Annotated in this window: 18 protein-coding genes; 10 read left to right on the top strand and 8 right to left on the bottom strand. The window is 71.8% G+C overall.

Annotated elements, in window-relative coordinates:
• Positions 1–12 precede the first annotated feature (12 nt).
• Both ACFZA2_RS03270 and ACFZA2_RS03265 read right to left on the bottom strand, forming a co-directional pair.
• Complete coding sequence (locus tag ACFZA2_RS03270) at positions 13–720, bottom strand: GntR family transcriptional regulator (RefSeq protein ID WP_391400555.1); 708 nt, start codon at positions 718–720, stop codon at positions 13–15.
• Entirely contained in the window at positions 720–2267 is a 1548-nt protein-coding gene (locus ACFZA2_RS03265) for a fumarylacetoacetate hydrolase family protein (RefSeq protein WP_391400552.1), read from the bottom strand. The genes ACFZA2_RS03270 and ACFZA2_RS03265 overlap by 1 nt, the downstream gene beginning before the upstream one ends.
• Before the next feature lie 118 nt (positions 2268–2385).
• On the opposite strand from ACFZA2_RS03265, the gene ACFZA2_RS03260 reads away from it, so the two are divergent.
• A complete protein-coding gene (locus ACFZA2_RS03260) occupies positions 2386–3768 on the top strand; it encodes an MFS transporter (protein ID WP_391400549.1) in 1383 nt (460 codons plus the stop codon).
• 71 nt (positions 3769–3839) lie between these two features.
• Here ACFZA2_RS03260 and ACFZA2_RS03255 read toward each other — a convergent pair whose 3' ends face one another.
• The 3 genes from ACFZA2_RS03255 to ACFZA2_RS03245 form a co-directional block, all read right to left on the bottom strand.
• Entirely contained in the window at positions 3840–4340 is a 501-nt protein-coding gene (locus tag ACFZA2_RS03255) for a hypothetical protein (RefSeq protein ID WP_391400546.1), read from the bottom strand.
• 185 nt (positions 4341–4525) lie between these two features.
• A complete protein-coding gene (locus ACFZA2_RS03250; protein ID WP_391400543.1) occupies positions 4526–5995 on the bottom strand; it encodes an FAD-binding oxidoreductase in 1470 nt (489 codons plus the stop codon).
• Positions 5992–7644, bottom strand: coding sequence for a thiamine pyrophosphate-binding protein (locus ACFZA2_RS03245; protein WP_391400540.1), 1653 nt, complete (start codon positions 7642–7644; stop codon positions 5992–5994). The genes ACFZA2_RS03250 and ACFZA2_RS03245 overlap by 4 nt, the downstream gene beginning before the upstream one ends.
• 235 nt (positions 7645–7879) lie before the next feature.
• Here ACFZA2_RS03245 and ACFZA2_RS03240 point away from each other — a divergent pair, with 235 nt between their 5' ends.
• The 7 genes from ACFZA2_RS03240 to ACFZA2_RS03210 all read left to right on the top strand — a co-directional run bounded on the left by ACFZA2_RS03240 (position 7880) and on the right by ACFZA2_RS03210 (position 16247).
• Positions 7880–8587 carry a hypothetical protein gene (locus ACFZA2_RS03240; protein WP_391400537.1) on the top strand — a complete coding sequence of 236 codons (708 nt, stop codon included), beginning with the start codon at positions 7880–7882 and terminating at the stop codon, positions 8585–8587.
• Positions 8581–9093, top strand: coding sequence for an RNA polymerase sigma factor (locus ACFZA2_RS03235; protein ID WP_391400534.1), 513 nt, complete (start codon positions 8581–8583; stop codon positions 9091–9093). Before ACFZA2_RS03240 ends, ACFZA2_RS03235 begins: the two co-directional genes overlap by 7 nt.
• Positions 9094–9227: 134 nt before the next feature.
• A complete protein-coding gene (locus ACFZA2_RS03230; RefSeq protein WP_391400531.1) occupies positions 9228–10703 on the top strand; it encodes an aldehyde dehydrogenase family protein in 1476 nt (491 codons plus the stop codon).
• A 205-nt stretch (positions 10704–10908) separates the two neighbouring features.
• A complete protein-coding gene (locus ACFZA2_RS03225; protein WP_391400528.1) occupies positions 10909–12558 on the top strand; it encodes an amidohydrolase in 1650 nt (549 codons plus the stop codon).
• A 108-nt stretch (positions 12559–12666) separates the two neighbouring features.
• Positions 12667–13671, top strand: a complete 1005-nt coding sequence (locus tag ACFZA2_RS03220; RefSeq protein ID WP_391400525.1) for a sugar ABC transporter substrate-binding protein — start codon at positions 12667–12669, stop codon at positions 13669–13671.
• Positions 13672–13728: 57 nt separating this feature from the next.
• Positions 13729–15246, top strand: a complete 1518-nt coding sequence (locus ACFZA2_RS03215; protein ID WP_391400522.1) for a sugar ABC transporter ATP-binding protein — start codon at positions 13729–13731, stop codon at positions 15244–15246.
• Complete coding sequence (locus ACFZA2_RS03210; RefSeq protein ID WP_391400519.1) at positions 15243–16247, top strand: ABC transporter permease; 1005 nt, start codon at positions 15243–15245, stop codon at positions 16245–16247. The genes ACFZA2_RS03215 and ACFZA2_RS03210 overlap by 4 nt, the downstream gene beginning before the upstream one ends.
• Positions 16248–16705: 458 nt before the next feature.
• Here ACFZA2_RS03210 and ACFZA2_RS03205 read toward each other — a convergent pair whose 3' ends face one another.
• Both ACFZA2_RS03205 and ACFZA2_RS03200 read right to left on the bottom strand, forming a co-directional pair.
• Positions 16706–17524, bottom strand: coding sequence for a MoaF C-terminal domain-containing protein (locus ACFZA2_RS03205; RefSeq protein WP_391400516.1), 819 nt, complete (start codon positions 17522–17524; stop codon positions 16706–16708).
• Between the two features lie 80 nt (positions 17525–17604).
• Positions 17605–19086, bottom strand: a complete 1482-nt coding sequence (locus ACFZA2_RS03200) for an APC family permease (RefSeq protein WP_391400513.1) — start codon at positions 19084–19086, stop codon at positions 17605–17607.
• A gap of 157 nt (positions 19087–19243) precedes the next feature.
• On the opposite strand from ACFZA2_RS03200, the gene ACFZA2_RS03195 reads away from it, so the two are divergent.
• Together ACFZA2_RS03195 and ACFZA2_RS03190 are read left to right on the top strand one after the other, a co-directional pair.
• Positions 19244–19975 (top strand): SDR family NAD(P)-dependent oxidoreductase, encoded by a 732-nt coding sequence (locus ACFZA2_RS03195; RefSeq protein WP_391400510.1) that lies wholly within the window; start codon positions 19244–19246, stop codon positions 19973–19975.
• A gap of 44 nt (positions 19976–20019) precedes the next feature.
• Positions 20020–20823 carry an SDR family NAD(P)-dependent oxidoreductase gene (locus ACFZA2_RS03190; RefSeq protein ID WP_391400506.1) on the top strand — a complete coding sequence of 268 codons (804 nt, stop codon included), beginning with the start codon at positions 20020–20022 and terminating at the stop codon, positions 20821–20823.
• 1 nt (position 20824) lies between these two features.
• Here ACFZA2_RS03190 and ACFZA2_RS03185 read toward each other — a convergent pair whose 3' ends face one another.
• Entirely contained in the window at positions 20825–21781 is a 957-nt protein-coding gene (locus ACFZA2_RS03185; RefSeq protein ID WP_391400503.1) for a helix-turn-helix domain-containing protein, read from the bottom strand.
• Positions 21782–21800: the final 19 nt, after the last annotated feature.

The following is a 21800-nucleotide window of genomic DNA, read 5'->3' as shown; positions in this document are numbered from 1 at the left end:
CATCCGGGATCGTCAGAATGCGGGAAGGCCGAGCGCCTCGTCGGGGTGCTCGTGGATCATGTAGGCATCGAGGGTGGCCGAGCGGTGGCGGCGCGAGACCTTCTCGATCTCGGCGAGCGGGGCGCCGTTCTCGATGAGGACGAGGATGTTCTCGTGCTCGCGCACCGACTCGGCGGCGCGGCCGGGGACGAAGCTGAACGTCGAGTCGCGCAGGTGCCCGAGGCGGGCCCATTCGGCCTGGACCAGTTCGAGCATGCGGGGGTTGGCGCACTTCTCGAAGAGGATCGCGTGGAACTCCTGGTTCAGCGCGGTGAACGCGCGCGGGTCGAAGTGCTCGAGCGTCTCGACCATGAGGTCGTTGACCGAACGCGCGCGCCGCACGTCGTCGGCGGTGAGTGCGCGCGCCGACAGGGCTGTCGCGGCTCCCTCGAGCAGGCTGAGCGCCTGCATGCTGAACCGGTAGGCGGTGTCGTCGACCATCGACACGCGCGCGCCGACGTTGCGCTCGAACATCACCAGACCCTCGGCCTCGAGCTGGCGGATCGCCTCGCGCACCGGGACCACGCTCATGTCGAGTTCGCCCGCGATCGTGCCGAGCACGAGCCGGTAGCCCGGCGTGAACTCCTGCGAGGCGATGCGCTGCTTGATCCAGTGGTAGGCCTGCTGCGACTTGCTCTTCGTGGGCTCGGTGTCAGGTCCCTGAGCCTGTCGAAGGGCCATCACGCGTTCCTCTCGCTCTCGTAGCGGGCGCGCCATTCGGCGTTCATCGGGAACAGTCCTTCGATCGGGTGACCGGATGCCACCTGCTCGGCGATCCACGCATCTTCGGTCTCCTGCGCGAGCGCGGCGTCGACCACCTCCTCGGCGATCGCGGGCGGGATCACGATCACGCCGTCGCCGTCGCCGACGAGGATGTCGCCCGGCTCGACCGTGGTGCCGCCGCAGCCGACGGCGACGTCGGTCTCCCACGGCACGTGGCGACGCCCGAGGACGGCCGGGTGCGGGCCGGCGGTGAAGACGGGGATGCCGACCGCGGCGACGGCCTCGGCATCCCGCACTCCGCCGTCGGTGACGATCGCGGCGGCTCCCCGCGCGTGGGCGCGGATGGCGAGGATGTCGCCGAGCGTGCCGGAACCGGTCTCGCCGCGGGCCTCGATGACGATGACCTCGCCCTCGCCGACCGCGTCGAACGCCCGCTTCTGCGCGTTCTGCCCGCCGCCGTGGGAGGCGAAGAGGTCTTCGCGGTGGGGGACGAAGCGCAGCGTACGGGCGGTGCCGACGAAACGGCTGCCCGGGGTGAGGGCGTGGACGCCGTCGATCGTGACGTCGTTGAGGCCCCGCTTACGGAGCTGACCGCTGAGGGCGGCGACCGGGACGCGCTCGAGCTTGTCGCGGAGCGTGGGGGAGAGGCGCGGGGCCGTGGCATCCGTCACCGGAACAGGGGATGCGACGGGAACAGCCTCATCCGTCGGGTTCTCGCCTGTTGCGGTGACATCGCCTGTCCTCGAGGCAGCGGTGGCGGCCGCTTCGGCCGAGCCCCAGGCCTCGATGCGCTGCGTCTCGTCGATCGTCGGCAGGGATCCGATCGCGGGATCGAAGGGCTGGTCGCCCTGGACCACCGTCGTGCGGAGTCTGCCGGTCGTCAGGGAGCCGGCATCCACCTGCACCTCGACGACCTGACCGGGCGTCACGACCGAGGAACCCGCGGGGGTGCCGGTGAGGATGACGTCGCCGGTCTCGAGGGTGAAGTGCTGCGAGAGGTCGGCGACGATTTGGGCGAGCGGGAAGATGAGGCCCGCCGTGGTGTCGTCCTGGACGAGGTCGCCGTTCACCCAGGTGCGTAGGCGCAGGGCGGTGGGATCGACCTCGCGAGCGTCGATCATCGCGGGGCCGAGCGGGGTGTAGCCGTCGCCGCCCTTCGACCGCACATTCGAGCCCTTGTCGTTCGCGCGGAGGTCGTACAGGCCGAAGTCGTTCGCGGCGGTGACGGATGCCACGTGCGACCACGCGGCATCCGGGGTCACCCAGCGCGCGGGCTCGCCGATGACGAGCGCGATCTCCCCCTCGAACGCGAGGAGCTCGGTACCGACCGGGCGGACGATCTCGGCGCCCGAGGGGGCGAGCGAGCTCGACGGCTTGAAGAAGTACGACGGGGCGGCCGGGCGGCGACCGCGCTGATCGGCGCGCGAGCCGTACGACAGGTGGACGGCCACGATCTTGCCGGGGCGCGCGCCGAGGACGGTGAACCGGGGGTCGGTGTCGGTCATGGAGGCTCCCTTGCGTCGTATTCGAAATCGTATACGATGTTGCCCACCCCAGCAACACCACGCCTCGTCGCCGACGACGACGTCCGGGGATCTGACGATGACGTCTCGAAGGAGTTCCATGTCCCGCTCGCAATCGCCGGGGTTCACCCCCACCGGCACCATCTCCACGTCCACGGACCGCCGTCGGGTGGTCTTCGCCACGGTCGTCGGCACCACCGTCGAGTGGTACGACTTCTTCCTGTACGCCTCGGCTGCCGGTCTCGTGTTCGGTCAGCTGTTCTTCGCGCCCGCCGGCCCCGGGATCGCGCAGATCCTGTCATTCCTCACGGTGGGTCTGAGCTTCCTGTTCCGTCCGCTCGGGGCCTTCCTCGCCGGGCACCTCGGCGACAAATACGGTCGTCGCGTCGTGCTCATGCTGACGCTCATCATGATGGGCGCGTCGACCACGCTCATCGGCGTGCTGCCGACCTATGAGGTCATCGGCGTCGCCGCCCCCGTGCTGCTCATCCTCCTGCGCGTGCTGCAGGGCATCTCGGCCGGTGGCGAGTGGGGTGGCGCAGTGCTCATGGCCGTCGAGCATGCGCCGAAGACCAAGCGCAGCCTCTTCGGCGCTTCGCCGCAGCTCGGCGTGCCCCTCGGTCTTCTGCTCGCGAGCGGCATGCTCGCGCTCATGGCGCTGATCGCCCCGGGTGACGCCTTCCTCGCGTGGGGCTGGCGCGTGCCGTTCCTGCTGTCGTTCGTGCTGATCCTGGTCGGCTACTACGTGCGCAAGAAGGTCGAGGAGAGCCCGGTGTTCGTCGAGCTCGCCGAGCGCAAGGAGCAGACCCGGATGCCGATCGTGCAGCTGTTCCGCAAGCACTCGCTGCTCGTGATCATCGCCGCGTTCGTCTTCGCCGGCAACAACGCCGTGGGCTACATGACCACCGGCGGCTACATCCAGCGCTACGCGACCAACCCCGACGGCCCCCTGGGGCTCGCGACCGCTGACGTGCTCGGCGCCGTGACGCTCTCGGCTGTGACGTGGCTGATCTTCACGTGGCTGGGCGGGTGGCTCGGCGACAAGATCGGGCGCCGCAACACCTACATCATCGGCTGGATCTCGATGCTCGTCGCGATCGTGGCGCTGTTCCCGCTGGTCAACTCCGGCAGCATCGTGCTGCTGGCGGTCGGCCTCATGCTGCTCACCGTCGGCCTCGGCCTGACCTACGGGCCCCAGGCGGCGCTGTACGCCGAGCTGTTCCCGGCATCCATCCGCTTCTCGGGGGTGTCGATCGCCTACGCCATCGGCGCGATCCTGGGCGGCGCGTTCGCCCCGACGATCGCGACGGCGCTCGTGGATGCGACGGGGACGACCGTGTCGGTCACGGTGTACCTGGCGATCATGGCCGTGCTCGGTCTCGTCGCGACGCTGCTGCTGCGCGACCGCAGCGGCATCCCGTTGGGTCCTGATCACGAGGCCGAGCAGGAGGTGAGCCCGATCCGCGGGCTGTCCAAGGTCTGACCCGATCGAACGGCCCTGTCGCGCTCCGGCGCGGTGGGGTCGTTCGGCGTTGCGCGGCGCCTGCCCGGCGCTCACAGCAAAGCTCCCAGCGCCATCAGCGCCGTCGAGCCGCCCATCGCGGCGTGGTGCGCGCGGTCGGTGGGCGACCCTCGGCGCATCCGATACGCGGATGCCGCGGTGTACCCGACCGCGAGAGCAGCGCAGATCCCGGTCAGGGCCGGCCCGCTGTGGGCGTGCGTCGCAGCGGCGGTCGAGAACGGGTCGCCGTGCATCGACGACGCGATCAGCGCGGCCATGACCACGAGGCCCGCCGGGACATAGACGCCGTGTCCGCCTCGCCCTGCGCGCCACCGTCGCGTCACGCTCGAGACCATTGCGGCGGCGAGGAGGGCCGCCGCCCAGACGATCGGCGCCGCGAGATGGAGAGCGGCAGCATCGAGCATCGCGGCGGTCATCAACATCGACGCGACGATCCGCTCCCGGCGCCCGTCGGCGGGACCGGAGCGCGCGCAGCACGAAGCAACCCCCGAGCAGACGAGGGCGGCGCCGTGGGCCGCCAGGTCCAGCGTCATCGCCGGCCCTCCGCGCCCACGCCCGACGGCTCCGCCAGGGGTCGTCGCTGCCGGATCGAACGCATGACGCGAGCGTACGAAGAGCGCCGCCGCACGCGACAGAGCCCGGCATCCATCGTGCGCGCGCAGCACAGTCGCGTGCGCGGGTGAGCGAGTCGCGCTGCACCGCCAGCCCGGGCCGGACCTCAGATCGAGCGGTCGGGCGTCAGGATGCCGCGCGGGTCCAGCGCGGCCTTGATCGCCCGCTGCACGTCGAGAGCCACGGCATCCTGCTGCCAGGGGAGTTCGTGGCGCTTGACCGATCCGATGCCGTGCTCGCCCGAGATGGTCCCGCCGAGCGAGAGGGCGAGGCGCGTGATGTCGTCGATCACGAGCTCGGCCGCGGCGTACTCGTCGGGGGTGTCTCCCGCTTCGACCGTGGGGTGGAGGTTGCCGTCGCCCGCGTGCGCGACCACGGCGATGCGTCGGCCGTGGCGCTCGGCCAGCTCACCGATGCCGCGGAACACGGTCGCGAGCTGCGCGACCGGCACGCCGACGTCGCACGAGACGCGCAATCCCTGCGCGGTGAGCGCGGGGTTCGCCAGGCGGCGGGCCTCGAGCAGGCTGTCGGAATCGCTGATCTCGGTCTCGACTGCGCCGTGCGTCCGGCAGATCTCCGCGATGGCCTCCGCGGTCTCGGGCGCGGCGAGTCCCACGGTCTGGCCGACGAGCATCGCGGCGCCGGGGGAGGGGAGGCCGCTCGGGTGGAACGCCTCGATGATCTCGACGCTGCGCGCATCGATCAGCTCGAGCACTTCAGGGGCGGCCGGTCCCGAGACGATCGCGGTGACCGCGCGTCCGGCATCCTCGATGTCGTCGAAGCTCGCCCGGAAGGTCCGCGGCTGCCCGGGCGGCACGGGCTTGAGGCGCACGGTTGCCGCGGTGATCACTCCGAGGGTGCCCTCGGAGCCGGTGAACAAGCTCGCGAGGTCGTAGCCGGTGGTGTTCTTGCGCGTGCGGGCGCCGGTGCGCAGGACACGGCCGTCGGCGAGCACCACTTCCAGCGCCGCGACGACATCGGTCGTGACGCCGTGCGCGACGCAGCGCAGGCCGCCGGCGTTCGTGGCGATGTTGCCGCCGATCGTCGACCACTGCGCACTCGCCGGGTCGGGCGGGAAGAACAGGCCGTGGGCCAGGGCTGCGGCATCCAGGTCCGCGGTGATCACGCCCGCCTCGACATCGGCGAGACGGTTGTCGACGTCGATGTCGACGATGCGGGTCATCGCCTCGAGCGAGACGACCAGACCGCCGGCGTACGCCACGGCCCCGCCGGAGAGTCCGGTGCCGGCTCCGCGGACGGAGACCCGGATGCCGCGGGCGTGCGCCCACGCGAGAGCCGTCGACACGTCGCCGGTCGAGGTCGCCCGCACGACGGCGAGGGGCAGCCCCTCGGGTTGCGGGCGCGAACTGTCGACGGCGTAGGCGGCGAGGCTGTCCGCGTCGGTGAGGAGGCGGTCGCCGAGGGCGGTGCGGAGGTCGTCGAGGGTGTCGGTCGGGGTGTCCGTCGCGGACGCGGTCGAGGCGTCGTGCCCTGCGCCGGCAGCACCCGTGGGCCTGTGTCCGGCGGTGCCCGCGAAGCCCGGTACGGGGCCGGCCCCCGCCGCGGGCTCGCTCACGAGTTCACCGTGATGATCTCGCGCTGATACGGCGCGATCACGGTGCCGCTGATGCGCAGGTCGAGCAGCAGGAAGGGCCGTTCGGCGGGGTCGCGGCGGGTCCATTCGGCCAGCGCCTCGAGGTCGGCGACCTCGCGCACGACCACTCCCTCGGCGCCGAAGCCGCGTGCGACGGCGGCGAAGTCGACCTCGGGGATGAGCATCGGCCCGCGGGCGAGACCCTTCAGCCCGTAGAGGTTGATCTCGGCGCCGTAGGCGGCGTCGTTCCACACCACCGCGATGCCCCGGCCGGCGGCCGTGCGCACGGCGCTCTCGAGGTCGGCGATCGCCATGAGGCCACCGCCGTCGCCGGTGGTGAGAACGACCGTCGCGTCGGGGCGGGCGGCGATCGCTCCCGCGACCGAGGGGAAGCCGAGGCCGATCGACTGGTACGCGGTGCCGACCATCATCACGCGATCGGGGGAGGCGACGGGCCAGTACATGTTCGACCAGCCGAGGAAGTGTCCGCCGTCCGAGACGACGACACGGTCCTCGGGCAGCAGCTCACCGATCCGTGCGGCGGCGGAGCGGGGGTCGAGTCGGCCATCCGGCGCGAGTCCCTCGCCCGCCTCCTGCTCGCGCAGCGGGGCGACGTCGATGCGATCGCGCCAGCCCGACGACACCGCGCCGCGGGAGCGCAGGCGGCTGGTGATCTCCTCGGCCGCCACCGCGGCATCCGCCCGCACGAATCCCCCCACCTGGGCGTGGGTCGCGGTGGTCGCCACGTCGACCTGGAAGACCTGGGTGCCCGGGGCGAAGAGCTCGCCGAAGCGCATCGTGAACTGGTTGAGCCCCGCGCCGAAGACCACGGCGACGTCGGCTTCGCGCACGAGCTTCATCGCTCCCGCGGCGCCGAAGCCCCCCGTGACGCCGAGGTCGTGCTCGGATGCGGGGAAGATGCCCCGACCGAGGGCGGTGGATGCCGTGATCGCCCCGGTCGTCTCGGCGAGGCGCCCGAGCGCGGGGCCGGCGTCGGCGAGCCAGGCTCCGCGGCCGGCGAGCAGGAACGGCCGCTCGGCTCCGGCAAGGGCATCGGCGATGCGGTCGAGCGCGGCACTCGCGGAGGGGCCCTGCGGGGCCAGGGGAGCGGGGATCGTCACCGTCCCGGCATCCGTCAGCTCCCCGGCCTCGCGGGTGACCACGTCGTAGGGGATCGCCAGCACGACGGGGACGCGATACGTCAGCGCGTGCTCGAGCGCGATGAGCACGGTGGCCGAGGCGTCGCGGTCGCCGACGGTGTACGTGCGCACGCCCACGGCCGAGGCGAGCGCGACCTGGTCGACGCCCCACGGGCGCGGGCCCGAGGTGGGCTCGTCGCCGACCACGAGCAGCAGGGGGATGCGCGCCTGCGCCGACTCGGCAAGAGCGGTCAGGGTGTTGGTGAAGCCGGCGCCGTAGGTGGCGGTGGCTGCGGCGATGCGACCCGACGCGCGATAGTGCGCGTCGGCGGCGACGACCCCGCCGGCCTCGTGCCGCATCGCGGTGAAGACGGCATCGGTGTGCCGGTGCAGGGCGTCGAGGAAGTACGCATTGCCGTTGCCCATCACGCCGAAGACGTGATCGAGGTGGCGGCCGAGGGTGTGGGCGACGTGGGCGGAGACGATGGGCATGCGGAAGCCTTTCGCGAAACAGGAACGGGAATGAGCCGTATGTGTCTCGCGCGGGTCTCGCGCTACGTGCCCCTTTTTCGAGCAGCGACGCACGACCTCGTGCGCCTGACGGGAGCGATCATATACGATCGCGCGGGCTGTGGGTGCGAGCCTGCGGACGGATGTCCGCGTGGGGTGTCACACTCGCGCGCTGCGGCGACATGTACGGGGTGAAGAGAATGAGGAAGGACACCCGATGAACCCCGATCCCCTCGCGGCGCTCGCCGCCGCCGACCCCGCACGTGACGTCACGCTGAGCCCCGACGACGCGCGCCGACTCGTGCGCACCGCGATCGAACGCCCTCCGCGCAGGCGCCGTTGGATCGTCCCCACGGCCGCGATCGTCGCGGTGTTCGCGATCGGGGTGCCCGGGGTGGCCGCGGCATCCGGATATCTCGCCCGCACCGGCTGGTTCGGCTCGCCCAATCCCGACTCACCCCAGGGTACGCAGCCGATCGGCACCGAGGCCGACGGCAGCGAATGGATCGACATCGGCGCGCCGGACTACGTCGAGGTCGCGGTCGAGTTCTGGCCCGCGCAGGCGATCCTGCCGCCCGGCTCCGACACCACGCTCTTCGCGACCTCGATCGCCGAGCGGACGGCGGCGCAGGGCGAAGGGCTGCGGCAGGTCACCGGCATCCGTTCCGAGTTCGAGCAGCACGCGCGCTGCGCCTGGCGGGCGGAGTGGCTGGATGCCGACGCCCTCGGCGACACCGCTCGCGCCCAGGCAGCGGCGCAGACGCTGACAACCGCGGCGACCTGGCCCGCAACGGTCGCGACCGACGGCGGAGGGATCGTCGACGAGGAAAAGTTTGTCGCCAGCGCGGCGACCGCGGGCGATCGCGCGGGTGTCGAGGCCGCCGACGCCTGGTGCAGCGAGATGCTCGAGGGACTTTCGTGGTGACCCCGGATGCCGATCGCCGGCGCTTCGAAGAGGCCGTCGCCCCCCTGATGCCCGACCTGCTGCGGTACTTCGTGCGACGAGTCGAGCCGCGCGCCGACGCCGACGACTGTGTGTCGGAGACGGCGCTCGTGCTGTGGCGGCATCGCTCCCGCCTGCCGCACGCGGCCGAAGAGCAGCGGATGTGGGCCTTCGGCACGGCTCGACGCGTGCTCGCCAACCACACCCGCAAGCGCACCCGCCGCGCGGAGATCGACGACGCCCTCGCGCGCGAACCCGCGGCCGACGCCGACGTGTCGGATCACGGGCTCGTCGCCCTCGAGGCGCTGGGGGTGCTGGCATCCGCCGATCAGGAGCTGCTGCGGCTGGTGCTCTGGGACGGTTTCGGCATCGCCGAGGCGGGGGCCCTCCTGGGAGTGCGGCCGGCGGCGGCGCGCAAGAGGTACGAACGGGCGCGGGCGCGTCTGCGGACGGCGTTCGACGAGATCGGGGCGGCGCTCGTGTCATGACGAACGGCCGGGCAAGCGGGCACGCCCGGTCATGGCCCGCGCACGCGCGGTCAAGCGCCGCGCGGGCCACCGGCGGAGGCTGACGGGACGGGCAGCGCGCACCACGGCCCGGGACGTGAACCGAAGGAGCCGAGATGTCCGATCCCACCCCTGCCCTGGCCGACCCCGAGATCGGCGCGGCCGCGCCCGCCGCCGCGCCCAACGCCGACGACGCCGCGCTGCTCGCGCGCGTGGAGGCTCCCGAGGGGCAGGGGCGGGAGATCCCGGATGCCGCTACTCGCGAGGTGATCGGCCGAGCCCCGGTGCACACCGTGGCCGACGTCGACGCCGCCGTGGGTCGCGCCCGCGCCGCGCAGCCCGCGTGGGACGCCCGGGGGCACGAAGAGCGCAGAGGACTGCTGATGGCCGCCGCCGACCGGATCGAGGCGAACGCCGAAACCCTCGCGCGCCTGCTCTCACGCGAGCAGGGCAAGCCCCTCGACGGCCCCAACGCGCGCTTCGAGGTGGGTGCCTGCGCCGCGTGGCTGCGCACCGCCGCCGCGACCGTGCTCGAGCCCGAGGTGGTCGTGGACGACGGCCAGGTGTACGCCGAGTTGCACTACCGCGCGCTCGGCGTCGTCGCCGCGGTCGGGCCGTGGAACTGGCCGATGATGATCACCGTGTGGCAGATCGCCCCGGCGCTGCGCATGGGCAACACCGTCGTGGTCAAGCCGAGCGAGTACACGCCGCTCAGCGTGCTCGCCCTCGTCGACGTGATCAACGAGGTGCTACCCGACGACGTGCTGATCGCCGTGGCGGGCGACCGCGACGCCGGCGCACGGCTGGTCGCCCACCCCGACATCGACAAGGTGATGTTCACCGGCTCCACGGCGACCGGCCGCAAGATCATCGAGAGCTCCGCGGGCAACCTCGCCCGCCTCACGCTCGAACTCGGCGGCAACGACGCCGGCATCGTGCTGCCCGACGTCGACCCGGTGGCCATCGCGGAGGGACTGTTCTGGGGCGCCTTCATCAACACCGGTCAGACGTGCGCCGCCCTCAAGCGCCTGTACGTGCACGAATCCGTCTACGACGCGGTCGTCGAGGCGCTCGCCGGTTACGCCGCGCAGGTGCCCATGGGTCGTGGTCTCGACGAGGGCACCGTTCTCGGCCCGCTGCAGAACAAGCAGCAGTTCGACATCGTCGACCGTCTCGTCGACGACGCGAAGGCCGCGGGCGGGCGCGTCGTGCTCGGCGGCGAGCCGGCCACCGACCTGGGCGAGCTGTTCTTTCGCACCACGATCGTGGCCGACGTGGCCGACGGGGTCGCACTGGTCGACGAGGAGCAGTTCGGGCCGGTGCTCCCTGTCATCCGCTACACCGAGGTCGACGATGCCGTCGCGAGCGCGAACGGCCTCGACGTCGGTCTCGGTGCCTCGGTGTGGTCGGGCGACCGCGACGCCGCACGACGCGTGGCCGCGCGTCTGCAGGCGGGCACCGTGTGGATCAACTCCCACGGCGGCGTGCACCCCCTCATTCCCTTCGGTGGGGTGAAGGGCTCGGGCTACGGCCTCGAGTTCGGCGTCGAGGGCCTGAAGGCGCTCGGCGTGCCGCAGGTCATCAACGGCTGATCCCGCCCGGGCGGGGGTCGGCTCCCGCCCGGGCCGCGGGTCGTGCGTCCTGCGTCAACTCGGGGGCATCCCTGGTCAAGCAGAGCGGGCCCCCGACGCAGATGATGTACTCACCCGCTCCACCCCGGCACCCTGACATCCGTCAGCCGGGTCCGTTCCACCCCTACCGCCGTCGCCCCGACGCCGCCGAACACCCGGGAGCCCCATGACCGTCGCCGACCTCATCCTGCACGGCGCCGTCGTGCGCACGGCGGACCGATCGCGCCCGCACGCTACCGCGCTCGCCGTCGCGGACGGACGCCTCATCGCCGTCGGCGACGACGCCGACGTTCTCGCCTTGGTCGGTCCCGACACCGAAGTGCGCGACCTCGGCGGAGCGGCCGTCGTCCCCGGACTGGTCGACGTGCACAACCACCACCTCATGGCGGGCGAGGCCGAGCTCTTCCAGCTCGCGTTCCCGCCCACTGCAGGCCTTGACGACGTGCTCGAGGCGGTGCGCGCCTACGCCGCCGGCCTCGGCCCCGGCGAGTGGGTGGTGGGCGAGGCGTTCGGTAGCGTCCTGCTCGACGAGTTCTCGACGGCTTCGACCCGCGCCCGGTTCGACGAGGCCGCGGGCGGACGTCCGGTCGTACTCACCGACGACAGCCATCACAACCGCTTCGCGAATTCCGCGGCGCTCGAGGCCGCCGGCATCCGCTCCGACACCCCCGATCCGGCGCAGGGACGCATCGTGCGCGACGCCGAGACGGGGGAGCCCACGGGCTTGCTCATGGAGGCGGCGACCCTCGCCGTGACCGAGGCCCTTGACCACAACCTCGCGCGGACGCCCGAGCGCTACCGTCGGGCCAGCGCCCGGGCGATCGAGATCCTGCACTCGTTCGGTATCACCGCGTTCCAGGATGCCGCGGCCACCGTCGAGATCATGGGGGCCCTGCACGACCTCGACGACGATGGCGATCTGCACGCCTGGGTGGTGTCGTCGCTGCTGTCGAGCGAGTTCCTCTTCGCCAACACGCCGGTCGGCGACGAGCTCGTCGCGCGGCGCGAGGAGTTCCGCACCACCCACCACCGGCCCGACTTCGTCAAGATCGCCCTCGACGGCGTGCCCCCGACCTACACGGGCGCCTTCCTCACCCCCTACCTGCCGAGCCCCGACCACGGGCACGCGCACTGCGGCGTCACCACCATGGACCCCGCGCACCTCACAGACTGGCTCGTCCGCACCGCGGCGCACGGACTGGGCGCCAAGATCCACTGCACGGGAGACGCCGCGGTGCGCGCCGCCCTCGATGCGATCGCCGTCGTCCGCGCCGGCGGCGACACAGCCACGCGCTACCAGATCGCCCACGGCCAGTTCGTGCACCCCGACGACCGGCAGCGCTTCGTCGAGCTCGACGTCTCGGCCGATATCTCGCCCTTCCTGTGGTTTCCCGGAGTGATTCCGGATGCCATCGCCCAGGTGCGTCCGCAGCCCGAGGCCGCGCACCTCCAGCCCAATCGCGACCTCGTCGACCGGGGCGTGCTGGTCGCGGGCGGGTCGGACTGGCCGGTCAGCGTCTCGCCCAACCCGTGGGAGGGCATCCAGGGTCTGGTCACCCGCGCGGACCCGCTCGGCCGTGCGCCCGGCACGCTCTGGCCCGAGCAGGCGCTCACCCTCGACGAGGCGTTCGAGGTCTTCACCGTCAACGCCGCCACCGCAATGGGCCTCGGCGAGGTGACCGGTTCGCTCAGCGTCGGCAAATCCGCCGACTTCGTCGTGCTCGATCAGGACCCCTTCGCCGTTGATATCGAACGCGTCGTGCACACGCGCGCGGTCGAGACGTGGTTCGCCGGTCGCCGGGTCTTCACCGCCTGACCGCGGCACAGCTCCATCCGCCCCTCGGATACCGGGGAGCGGCCCTCGGCAATCCCTTGCACCACCCGCACCCGCCCGTTCCGTCCTCTCTCACCCGCAAGGAGCATCATGAAGCGTCGCCTCCGCCTAGCCGCGATGGCCTCGGTCGTCATCGCCGGTCTCGCCCTCTCCGCCTGCAGCACCACCACCGCCGACGACGCCGGATCGGGGTCGAGCGCGGCCCCGGCCGAGCGCGGCCCGGTCAAGAAGATCCTGTTCGACTACCCCTTCACCGCACTCCCCGTCTACGGCGCGATCGTCAACATCGTCGAGGCGCGCGCTGCGGAGAAGGGTGTCGAGGTCACCTTCACGAACGACGAGATGGACCTGCAGAAGCAGGTCAGCCAGCTCACGTCGAACCTCACCAGCGATGCCGACGCGGTCGTGTCGTTCCCCGTCGACCCGGCGAGCCTCGAATCGGTCGCGCAGCAATACCGCGACGGCGGCAAGTACTGGGTGACGTACGGCGGCGACATGACCAACCAAGACGCGACGCTGCAGTTCAGCTTCTACCAGTCGGGCGTCGACCTCGGAAAGAACGCCGCCGAGTGGGCGCTGAAGAACGTCGGTCCGAATGCGAAGGTCATCGTGCTCAGCGAGACCGAACGGCAGATCGGGCAGGAGCGCACGCAGGGCCTGCTCGATGGCCTCGAGGCGGCCGGTCCCGACCTGCAGATCGTCGGTGAGCAGCAGGCGGTCACGCCCGACGACGGGCTGTCGGTCACCACGACGCTGCTCGCGCAGCACCCCGACGCGAACGTCGTGGTCTCGGCCGTCGGCGACGCCGCGCAGGGCGCGTACCAGGCGCTCGTCGCCTCGGGCCGATCCGAGACCGATTCGAAGACCTACGTCGGCGGGCTCGACCCGAACCTGTTCCTGCTGCAGAAGATGAAGGAGGGCGGCTTCTTCCGGGCCGCGACCTACTTCTCGCTCAAGGACCTCGTCGACAACGTCATCGACATCCCGATCGCCCTCGGCGAGGGCAAGACGGATGCCAGTGTCGACCTGCCCGTCACGGTGGTCACCGTCGACGACCCGAACCTCTCCAGCTACATCACCGAGCTCGGCGGCTGACCGCTCGGCGGGGGCGGGGAGACCCGCTCCCGCCCCTTCCCGGAGAACGGAGAAGACATGACTGTCACCGTGCGCGGTCTGACGAAGCGGTACGGCGCGACGCTCGCTCTCGACGACGTCACCCTCGACATCCCCGGCGGGCGCATCCATGCGCTGCTCGGTCACAACGGCGCGGGCAAGTCCACGCTCATCGCCTGCCTCGGCGGCGGCGTGACCCCCACGGCCGGCACGATCGAGATCGACGGCGCCACCCATGACGCGCTCACCCCGCGCACCTCGATCGCGGCCGGCGTCGCCGTGATCTACCAGCATCTCAGCCTGCTCGAGAACATGACGGTCGCCGAGAACCTCTTCATCGGCCAGGAGCGCACCGCCGCCGGGATCATCCGACGCGGTGAGCAGCGCCGCCTCGCCCGTGAGGCGCTCGACGCCGTGGGGGCAGGGGCCATCGACCCTGACGTTCGCGTGGCGACCCTACCCATCGGCCAGCGGCAGCTGGTCGAGATCGCCAAGGTCGTGCGACGCGACGCGAAGCTCATCGTCTTCGACGAGCCCACCGCCGCCCTCTCGCGCGCCGAGGCGACGCGGCTCGGGGCGCTCGTGCGCGACCTCGCGGACCGGGGCATCGCGATCCTCTACGTCACCCATCTGCTCGGCGAGGTTCTCGCGCTCGCCGACGCGGCGACCGTCATGCGCAACGGACGGGCCGTCTGGTCGGCCGAGGGTGCCGAGATCACCCGGGAGGCCCTCGTCGCCGCCATCAGCGACGGCCACGGAGCCACCAACGACCGGCCCGCTCCACCGCGCCGCGACGAGACGCCCGTGCTCGAGGTGCGCAGACTCACCGCCCCCGGCCTGCGCCCCGTCGACCTCGTCGTCGCCCCGGGCGAGATCGTGGCCTGCTACGGACTCGTCGGCTCCGGGCGCACGCGCTTTCTCAGCACCGTGTTCGGCCGCATCCCGCGCACCGGCGGCACGCTCGCGATCGACGGCGTCACGCGCAAGACGCGGTCGCCGGCCCAGGGCCTGCGTGCGGGGATCGCACTCGTGCCCGCCGACCGCGCGCGCGAGGGACTGTTCGCCGCCCTGCCTGCGCAAGACAACACCGTGATCGACGCGATGCGCCGCCTCGGCTCGTGGGGGCTGCGCTCGGTGCGCGCCGAGCGCGGCGTGTTCGACCGCTTCGCCGACGGGCTCGCCCTGCGCCCGCGCGCGGCCGACCTGCCCGCCGGGCGTTTCAGCGGCGGAAATCAGCAGAAGATCCTGCTCGGGCGCTGGGTCAACGACGCCGCCCGCACGCGCGTGATCCTGCTCGACGACCCGACCCAGGGCGTTGACGTCGGCGCCCGTAAAGACATCTACGACGCGATCAAGACTCTCGCCGCCGAGAAGGGGCTGGGGGTGATCGTCGCCACCAACGAACCCGAAGAGGTCGTCGACCTCGCGCACCGCTGCCTGATCTTCTCGCGCGGGGCCGTGGTCGATGAGCTCAACGTCGCCGAAACCACGGCCGACGGCCTGCTCTCGGCCGTGCACACCGCTCCCGTCGCCCTTACCGAAGGGACCCACCCGTGACCGAGAACCGCTTCCTCCGCGCCGCCGTCGAGGGCGTCGTGCGCACCCCGCTACTCGTCGTGTTGATCATCATGGTCGTCGGCGTGCAGCTGGCCACCGACTCCTTTTTCGGGTGGCAGAACATTCGCGGCATCCTGCAGGACAGCGCGGTGATCGCGATCGTGGCGATCCCCGTGGCGATGCTGCTGATCGCGGGTTACATCGACCTGTCGGTCGGGTCGAGCCTCGCGCTGGGCGGAGTCGTGGCATCCCTGGTCATGGACAAGGGAGCAGGTCAGCCCGCCGTCGCGATCGCGCTCGCGATCTTGGCCGGGGCCGTGGTCGGGCTCGTCAACGCCGTGGTCGTCACCGTCTTGGGGCTCAACTCGTTCATCACCACGCTGGGCACGCTCACCGCGGTCCGCGGCGTCGCGCAGCTCATCAGCCCGACGCCGAAGAACAACTTCGGTGCGCAGTTCGGTCTGCTGGGTGTCGGCACCGTCGCAGGGGTGCCGATCTCGGTGTGGATCGCCGCGGTGCTGCTCATCGTGGCCGGGGTCTTCCTCGCGCTCACCCCGACCGGACGCCACGTCTACGCAGTGGGGGTGAACCGACAGGCCGCGTACCTGTCGGGCGTCCCCGTGCGGCGCCTGCCCTTCTCATTGTTCGTGCTGTCGGGGGCGATGTCGGGCTTCGCCGGCACCATCGTCGTGGCACGCCTGAACAGCGCCCCGGCGGGACAGATCGGCGCCGGCTTCGAGCTCGTCGTGCTCACCGCGGTGCTGCTGGGAGGGGTGGCCCTCACCGGCGGCGAGGGCACCATCTTCGGTGTCGTGGTCGGCGTGCTTTTCTACGGGGCACTGAACAACTCGCTCGTACTGCTCGGCGTCACCACGTTCTGGCAGGCGGTCGCGAGCGGCCTCGCCCTCGTCGCCGCGATCGGACTCAGCGCCCTCACCCACGTGCTGCGGGTGCGGTTGGCGACGGCGCGGGCGCGGAAGCTGGTGGCGCTCGCCGCCTGAACCGAGGTCCTGCTCGCGAAGCCGCGCCCCCACGGGGGCGCGGCTTTCACGCGGGTCGCGGGTCTGCCTGGGTCGCCGCGCCGGGCGGGCCCCCTGCTTGGCGGGCCCCTGCCTGGCGGGCCCCTGCCGGGCAGGGGCCCTGCCGGGGACCGTCGCGGAATCGGAGGATCGCGCCGGAATCGGATGCGCCGCCGTGGCGGCATCCGATCCTGTGCGGTTCTCTGATCTCGGTGCGGTCCATGCGATCGCCCGCGTCGCGGCTCGCGCGTGCGGTGTTGTTCGAACGTGGGCCGCGCGACGCGCCACCGACGCGGATCCAGCGCGTCTTATTCGTACGGATGCCGCCGCGGCATCCGATTCCATCATCTGCATCCGATTCTGTCGCGCTCCAAAGCCCCCACCGCACACGCGGAGAGCCGCGCCCCCAGAGGGACGCGGCTCTCGCCCGAACCGACCGCTCAGCGCTCCAGCGGACGCGCCGGGTCGTACTCGGCGGGGTGCACCGTGTTGGACAGCAGTCGACCGTGCGCGCCGAAGGTGAAGTGCGTGGCTCCGGAGCCCGACTCGTCGGTGCCGAACAGCACGCCGTGGGCGCGCAGCGCCTTCTGGTCGCGGTGGTCGGCGATCGTGACAGAGCCGCAGGGGATGACCTTCTCGCGCCAGCTGAACACATAGATGCCCCGTCGTACGCGCCACACGGTGTTCTCGTCGGTGTCGGCGAGGCCCTGCTCGGGGCCGGCGAGGCACTGCCAGGTGTACCAGTGCGGCGAGAGGTACACGTGCTCGTAGGCGTGGACGCCCGAATAGACCCACAGCACACGACGGCCGATCAGTTCGTCGGTGGGGGCCGGGGCGTCTCCGCGCACCTCGAGCTCGGCGATGTGGGCGGGGGAGAAGCTCATCTGGACGGCGGTGCGCCCAGGAGCGGCGGTTCCGAGCAGGCTCCGCACGGTCAGAGCGTGACCGCTGCGCAGATCCAGGATGAGCGTGACGGCTTCGCCGGGGTGGGCGGCTGGCGTGAACTGGGCGTAGTAGAGCTCCTCGTCGACCGCGATGACCTCTACGTCGTCGCGGCCGGTCTCGCCGTCGCGCTCCCACGACACGGCATCCGCCTCGAACCGGTACACGGTCCGTGCGCCCGCCTCGTCGACGGTCGTGAATGTGCGGCCAGCAAGGTCGGTGCTCAGGTCGGCCTTCGCGGCGTCGAAGCCGGGCGCGAGCCCGTCGAGCGGCAGCCAGGTGCGGGTGTCGGACAGGTTCAGGGTGTCGGTGGTCATGCGATCTCTTTCTCTGGAGGGAGGCGAAAAGCGGGCGGATGCCGAGACCCGGCGCGGCCGTGGGGTCGCGGCATCCGGAGTCAGAGTCCCGGCACGGGGTCTTTGCCCTTCTCCGCCGGGGCGATGTTGAAGGATTCGAGGTCGTCGCTGAGGGCGGCGTACACGGCGGGCTTGCGGCGGCGCAGGAACGCGCCGTAGCCGATGCCGCCGATGACGGCCGCGAGCAGCAGCAGGGGCATCGCGCGGATCGCGGGCTCGTTGGAGCCGGCGACGACATCGAAGTTCGCCACGGCGAGCACGACGATCACCGCGAGGGCGACGAAACCGATGCCGGGGGCGATCAGCGTGCTCCACCAGCGGCGGTCTCCGCGGCGGCGGAAGAACACCACGATCGACAGCGCCGCGAGGGCCTGGAGGACGATGACCGCGAGCGTGCCGAAGCCGAGCATCGCGGGCACGAGGTTGAGGATCGGGTCGAGGCCGGCGAGGGCGAAGAGTCCGGCCACGATCGCGGCGAACGCGGCCTGCACGATTCCGGCGATCTGCGGGGCGCCCGAGGCGCGGGTGCGGGCGAGCGCGAAGGGCAGCACGCGGGCGCGGCCGAGGGCGTAGAGGTAACGGGTCGCAGAGTTGTGGAATGCGAGCATCGCGGCGAACAGGCTCACCAGCAGCAGAATCTCCATCACGACGGTCAACTGCGGGCCGAGGTAGGTCGCGGCGAGGCTGAAGATGAGGTCGCCGGTGGCGAGGTGCTCCTGCGCGGTGCCCTGCGCCTCGGCGACGCCCGTCGCGCTGACGACGGCCCAGGTGGTCACGCCGAGGATCACTCCGATCGCGATGATCGCGGTGTAGGTGGCGCGGGGGATGGTCTTCAGCGGATTGCGCGCCTCTTCGCCGAACAGGGCGGTCGCCTCGAAGCCGAGGAACCCGGTCGCCGCGAGCAGCAGGCCGATCGGCAGCGAGCCCGAGAACACCGCCTCGGGCGAGAAGGTGCCGAGGTCGTAGCCGGTCTGCACCAGCACCGACACGTCGAAGACGACGAGCATGAGCACCTCGAGCACGAGGGCGACGCCGAGCACCTTCGACGAGAAGTCGACGCCGGTGCGGGCCATCATGAAGCACACGATGATCGACAGCAGACCCCAGAGGTACCAGTGCATGTCGAAGCCGGTGAGCCCCGCGATGATCGACTGCATGAAGAATCCGCTCGTGCCGATCGTGCCGACGACGAAGAAGTTGTAGCCGAGGGTGGCGATGAGCCCCGCGATGAGTCCGCCGGTGCGGCCGAGTCCCTTCACGACGAAGGCGTAGAACCCGCCGGCGTTGACCAGCTGCTTCGACATCTGCGCATAGCCGACCGCGAACAGCAGCAGGATCACCGCGATGATGAGGAACGACGCAGGGGTGCCGCCGCCGTTGCCGAGCGCGATCGCGAGTGAGGCGACCACGACGATCCCGGTGAGCGGCGCCACGGCGGCCAGCACGAGGAAGACGATGCCGGCGACGCCCAGCGCACCGCGCTGCAACGCGGTCGAGGAGCCGGGGGAAGGCGAATCGGTCATGGCAGTCCTTCGGGGGTTCGGGTGCGAGCGGGCGCGTCGGCCCGTTGCAGCGATCTTGCTCCGCCGGCGAACGACCGACTTGACCGCCGGTGAGGGGGACTGTTGCGTGCGCGCAGGGACGGATACCGTGCCCGGGGCGCGCGATCAGGATGAGCGCATGGAGCTTGGACTGACCTCGCGCCGCGCACTCGTCACGGGTGCGGCGGGCGGCATCGGCCGCGCGGCGGTGCAGGCGCTGGCGGGGGAGGGCGCGTACGTCGCCGCCGTGGACCGCGACCCGCGCGTGCGGGAGGTCACTGCCACGGCATCCGTCGCCGATCTCACCGACGCGGATGCCGCGACCTCCGCCGTCGAAGACTGCGCGCGGGCGTTGGGTGGGCTCGACGTGCTCGTGCTGGCCGCCGGCGTCTCGGGTCCCGTCGGCACCGCGCTCGAGCAGACCGCGCTCGCCGACTGGGAGCGCGTGTTCGCCGTCAACGTCACGGGCGCCTTCCTCGCCCTCCGGGCTGCGCTGCCGTGGTTGCGCGCGTCTGAGGCCGCCTCGGTCGTCGTCGTCGCGAGTGATTCGGCCCTGGTCGCCACGGCGGGAATGGTGCCATACGGCGCGTCCAAGGCGGCGCTGCTGCAGCTCGCGCGGGCCGCATCCGTGGAGCTGGCGCCGCACGGCATCCGGGTCAACGCGGTGTGCCCCTCGATCGTCGACACCCCGATGAGCCGCGGTGATCTCGAGCTTCCCGACGGGTTCGGCGACGCGGGATATCCCGTGCAGACGGCGGCTGAGGTCGCGGATCAGATCGTGCTGCTGGCTTCACCGCGGCTACGACCGGTGTCTGCGGCGACCTGGGTATCTGATTTCGGTGTGAGTGCGCGGTCCGGCTTTCCGGCGTGAGCGCACGAGACGCCCGGTGCGAGCCCGGGCCGGAGGAGGAACGAATGGATACCGACCTGAACGGTCACGTGGTCCTCGTCACCGGCGGAGGCACGGGCATCGGCGAAGCCGTCGCACGGCGGTTCGCCCGCGAGGGCGCGCACGTCGTCGTGACGGGCCGCCGGGCGGGGCCCCTCGAGCGGGTCGCGGCCGACATCGGGGGAACGGCGATCGCCTCGGATGCCGCGGACTCGGCAGACGCCGCCGCTCTCGTCGCCCGCGTGCTCGAGGAGCACGGCCGGCTCGACGTCGTGGTCGCCAACGCCGGAGGGCACGGCTTCGCCACGGTGGCCGACACCGACGACGCCGCCTGGGAGAACGCGCTGCGTGCCAACGTCACCACGGCGTTCGTCGTCGTGCGCGCGGCGCTTCCCGCCCTGATCGCCGCGCGGGGGCGCGTGGTCGTGATGTCGTCGATCGCGGGGCTCGCCGCGGGTCCCTCCGTCGCCGGCTACACCGTCGGCAAGCACGCGCTGATCGGGCTCACCCGCTCGCTCGCCCGCGACTACGGCCGCCGGGGCGTGCGCGTGAACACCGTGTGCCCCGGATGGGTGGCGACGCCCATGGCCGACGACGAGACGGATGCGTTCGCCGCGGCGGCCGGGTTGACCGACCGCGACGTGGCTTACGCGACCGTGACGCGCGACGTCCCGCTCGCCCGCCCCGCCCGGCCCGACGAGATCGCTTCCGTCGTGCGCTTCCTCGCCTCGAGCGAGTCGTCGTACATCACCGGCGCGACGATCATCGTCGACGGCGGGGCGCACATCGTCGACGTCCCCACGATCGCCTTCGATCACGCGGGGATATGAGTCAGCGCCCCGCCCGGCACTCGCTCGGCGAGAAACCGAACGCCGTCTTGAATGTGCGGCTGAAGTGCGCGGCATCCGGGAACCCCCACCGCGCACCGATCGCCGACACCGACTGATCCGCGAGCAGCGGGTCGGTCAGGTCGCGGCGGCAGCGCTCGAGCCGGCGCGAGCGGATGAGCGCGGCGACCGTCGTGTCGCGGCCCTGGAACAGCGCGTGCAGGTGTCGCGTCGAGATGTAGTGCGCCGCGGCGATCGCGCCGGGGGCCAGGTCAGCCGAGTCGAGGTGGGCGTCGATGTACTCCTCGACCCGGCGGCGCAGACCCGCGTGCGGGTCGGTCGCGTCGATGCCGCTGCCGAGCTCGTGCGCGTAGACGGTGGTCAGCAGGTCGAGGGCGGTGTGCACGAGGCGCGATCCGGAGGGGCTCGCGACCTGGTCGAGGTGCGTGCCAAGCTGCGCGAGGAACGGCGCCACAACCCCACCGAGTCCTCCGTCGCCGGCGATGCGCACGGCGGTCAGTTGCGCCAGGGCCGACGAGGGCAGGGGCAGCGCGCTGGGGGAGAACATCGTGACGATTGTGCGGAAGTCCCCGCTGAAAGCCAGCGTGTACGGCCGCGAGGTGTCGTACACGGCGAAGTCGCCCGGTCGCAGGAGGGCTTCACGGCCGTCCTGGATGAGCAGGCCGGAGCCCGCGAGCATGAGGCTCATCTTGACGGCCGGGCCATCGGCGCGCGCGATGAGGTCGGGCGTGCGCTCGACCACGTGCGCCGAAGCGGCGACGGTGGAGACGTGGATGCCGTCGGCCGAGGCCGCGCGGATGCTCCCGCGGAAGTGATCAGGGTCGTCGGCGGTGACGTGCAAAGGCACGAAGCTGTCGTCGACGGCGGCGCGGAACGCGGCCAGGTCGGCGGCGTGGATGGCGGTGACACCCGATCCGGGCCGGGTCGTGACGATCGACATGGGAGACCTCCTCGTTTCC

The organism is Microbacterium sp. NPDC007973 (assembly GCF_042958465.1).
In the GTDB taxonomy this organism is placed as follows: Bacteria; Actinomycetota; Actinomycetes; order Actinomycetales; family Microbacteriaceae; genus Microbacterium; species Microbacterium galbum.
This window is presented reverse-complemented; position numbering and strand designations above follow the sequence as displayed.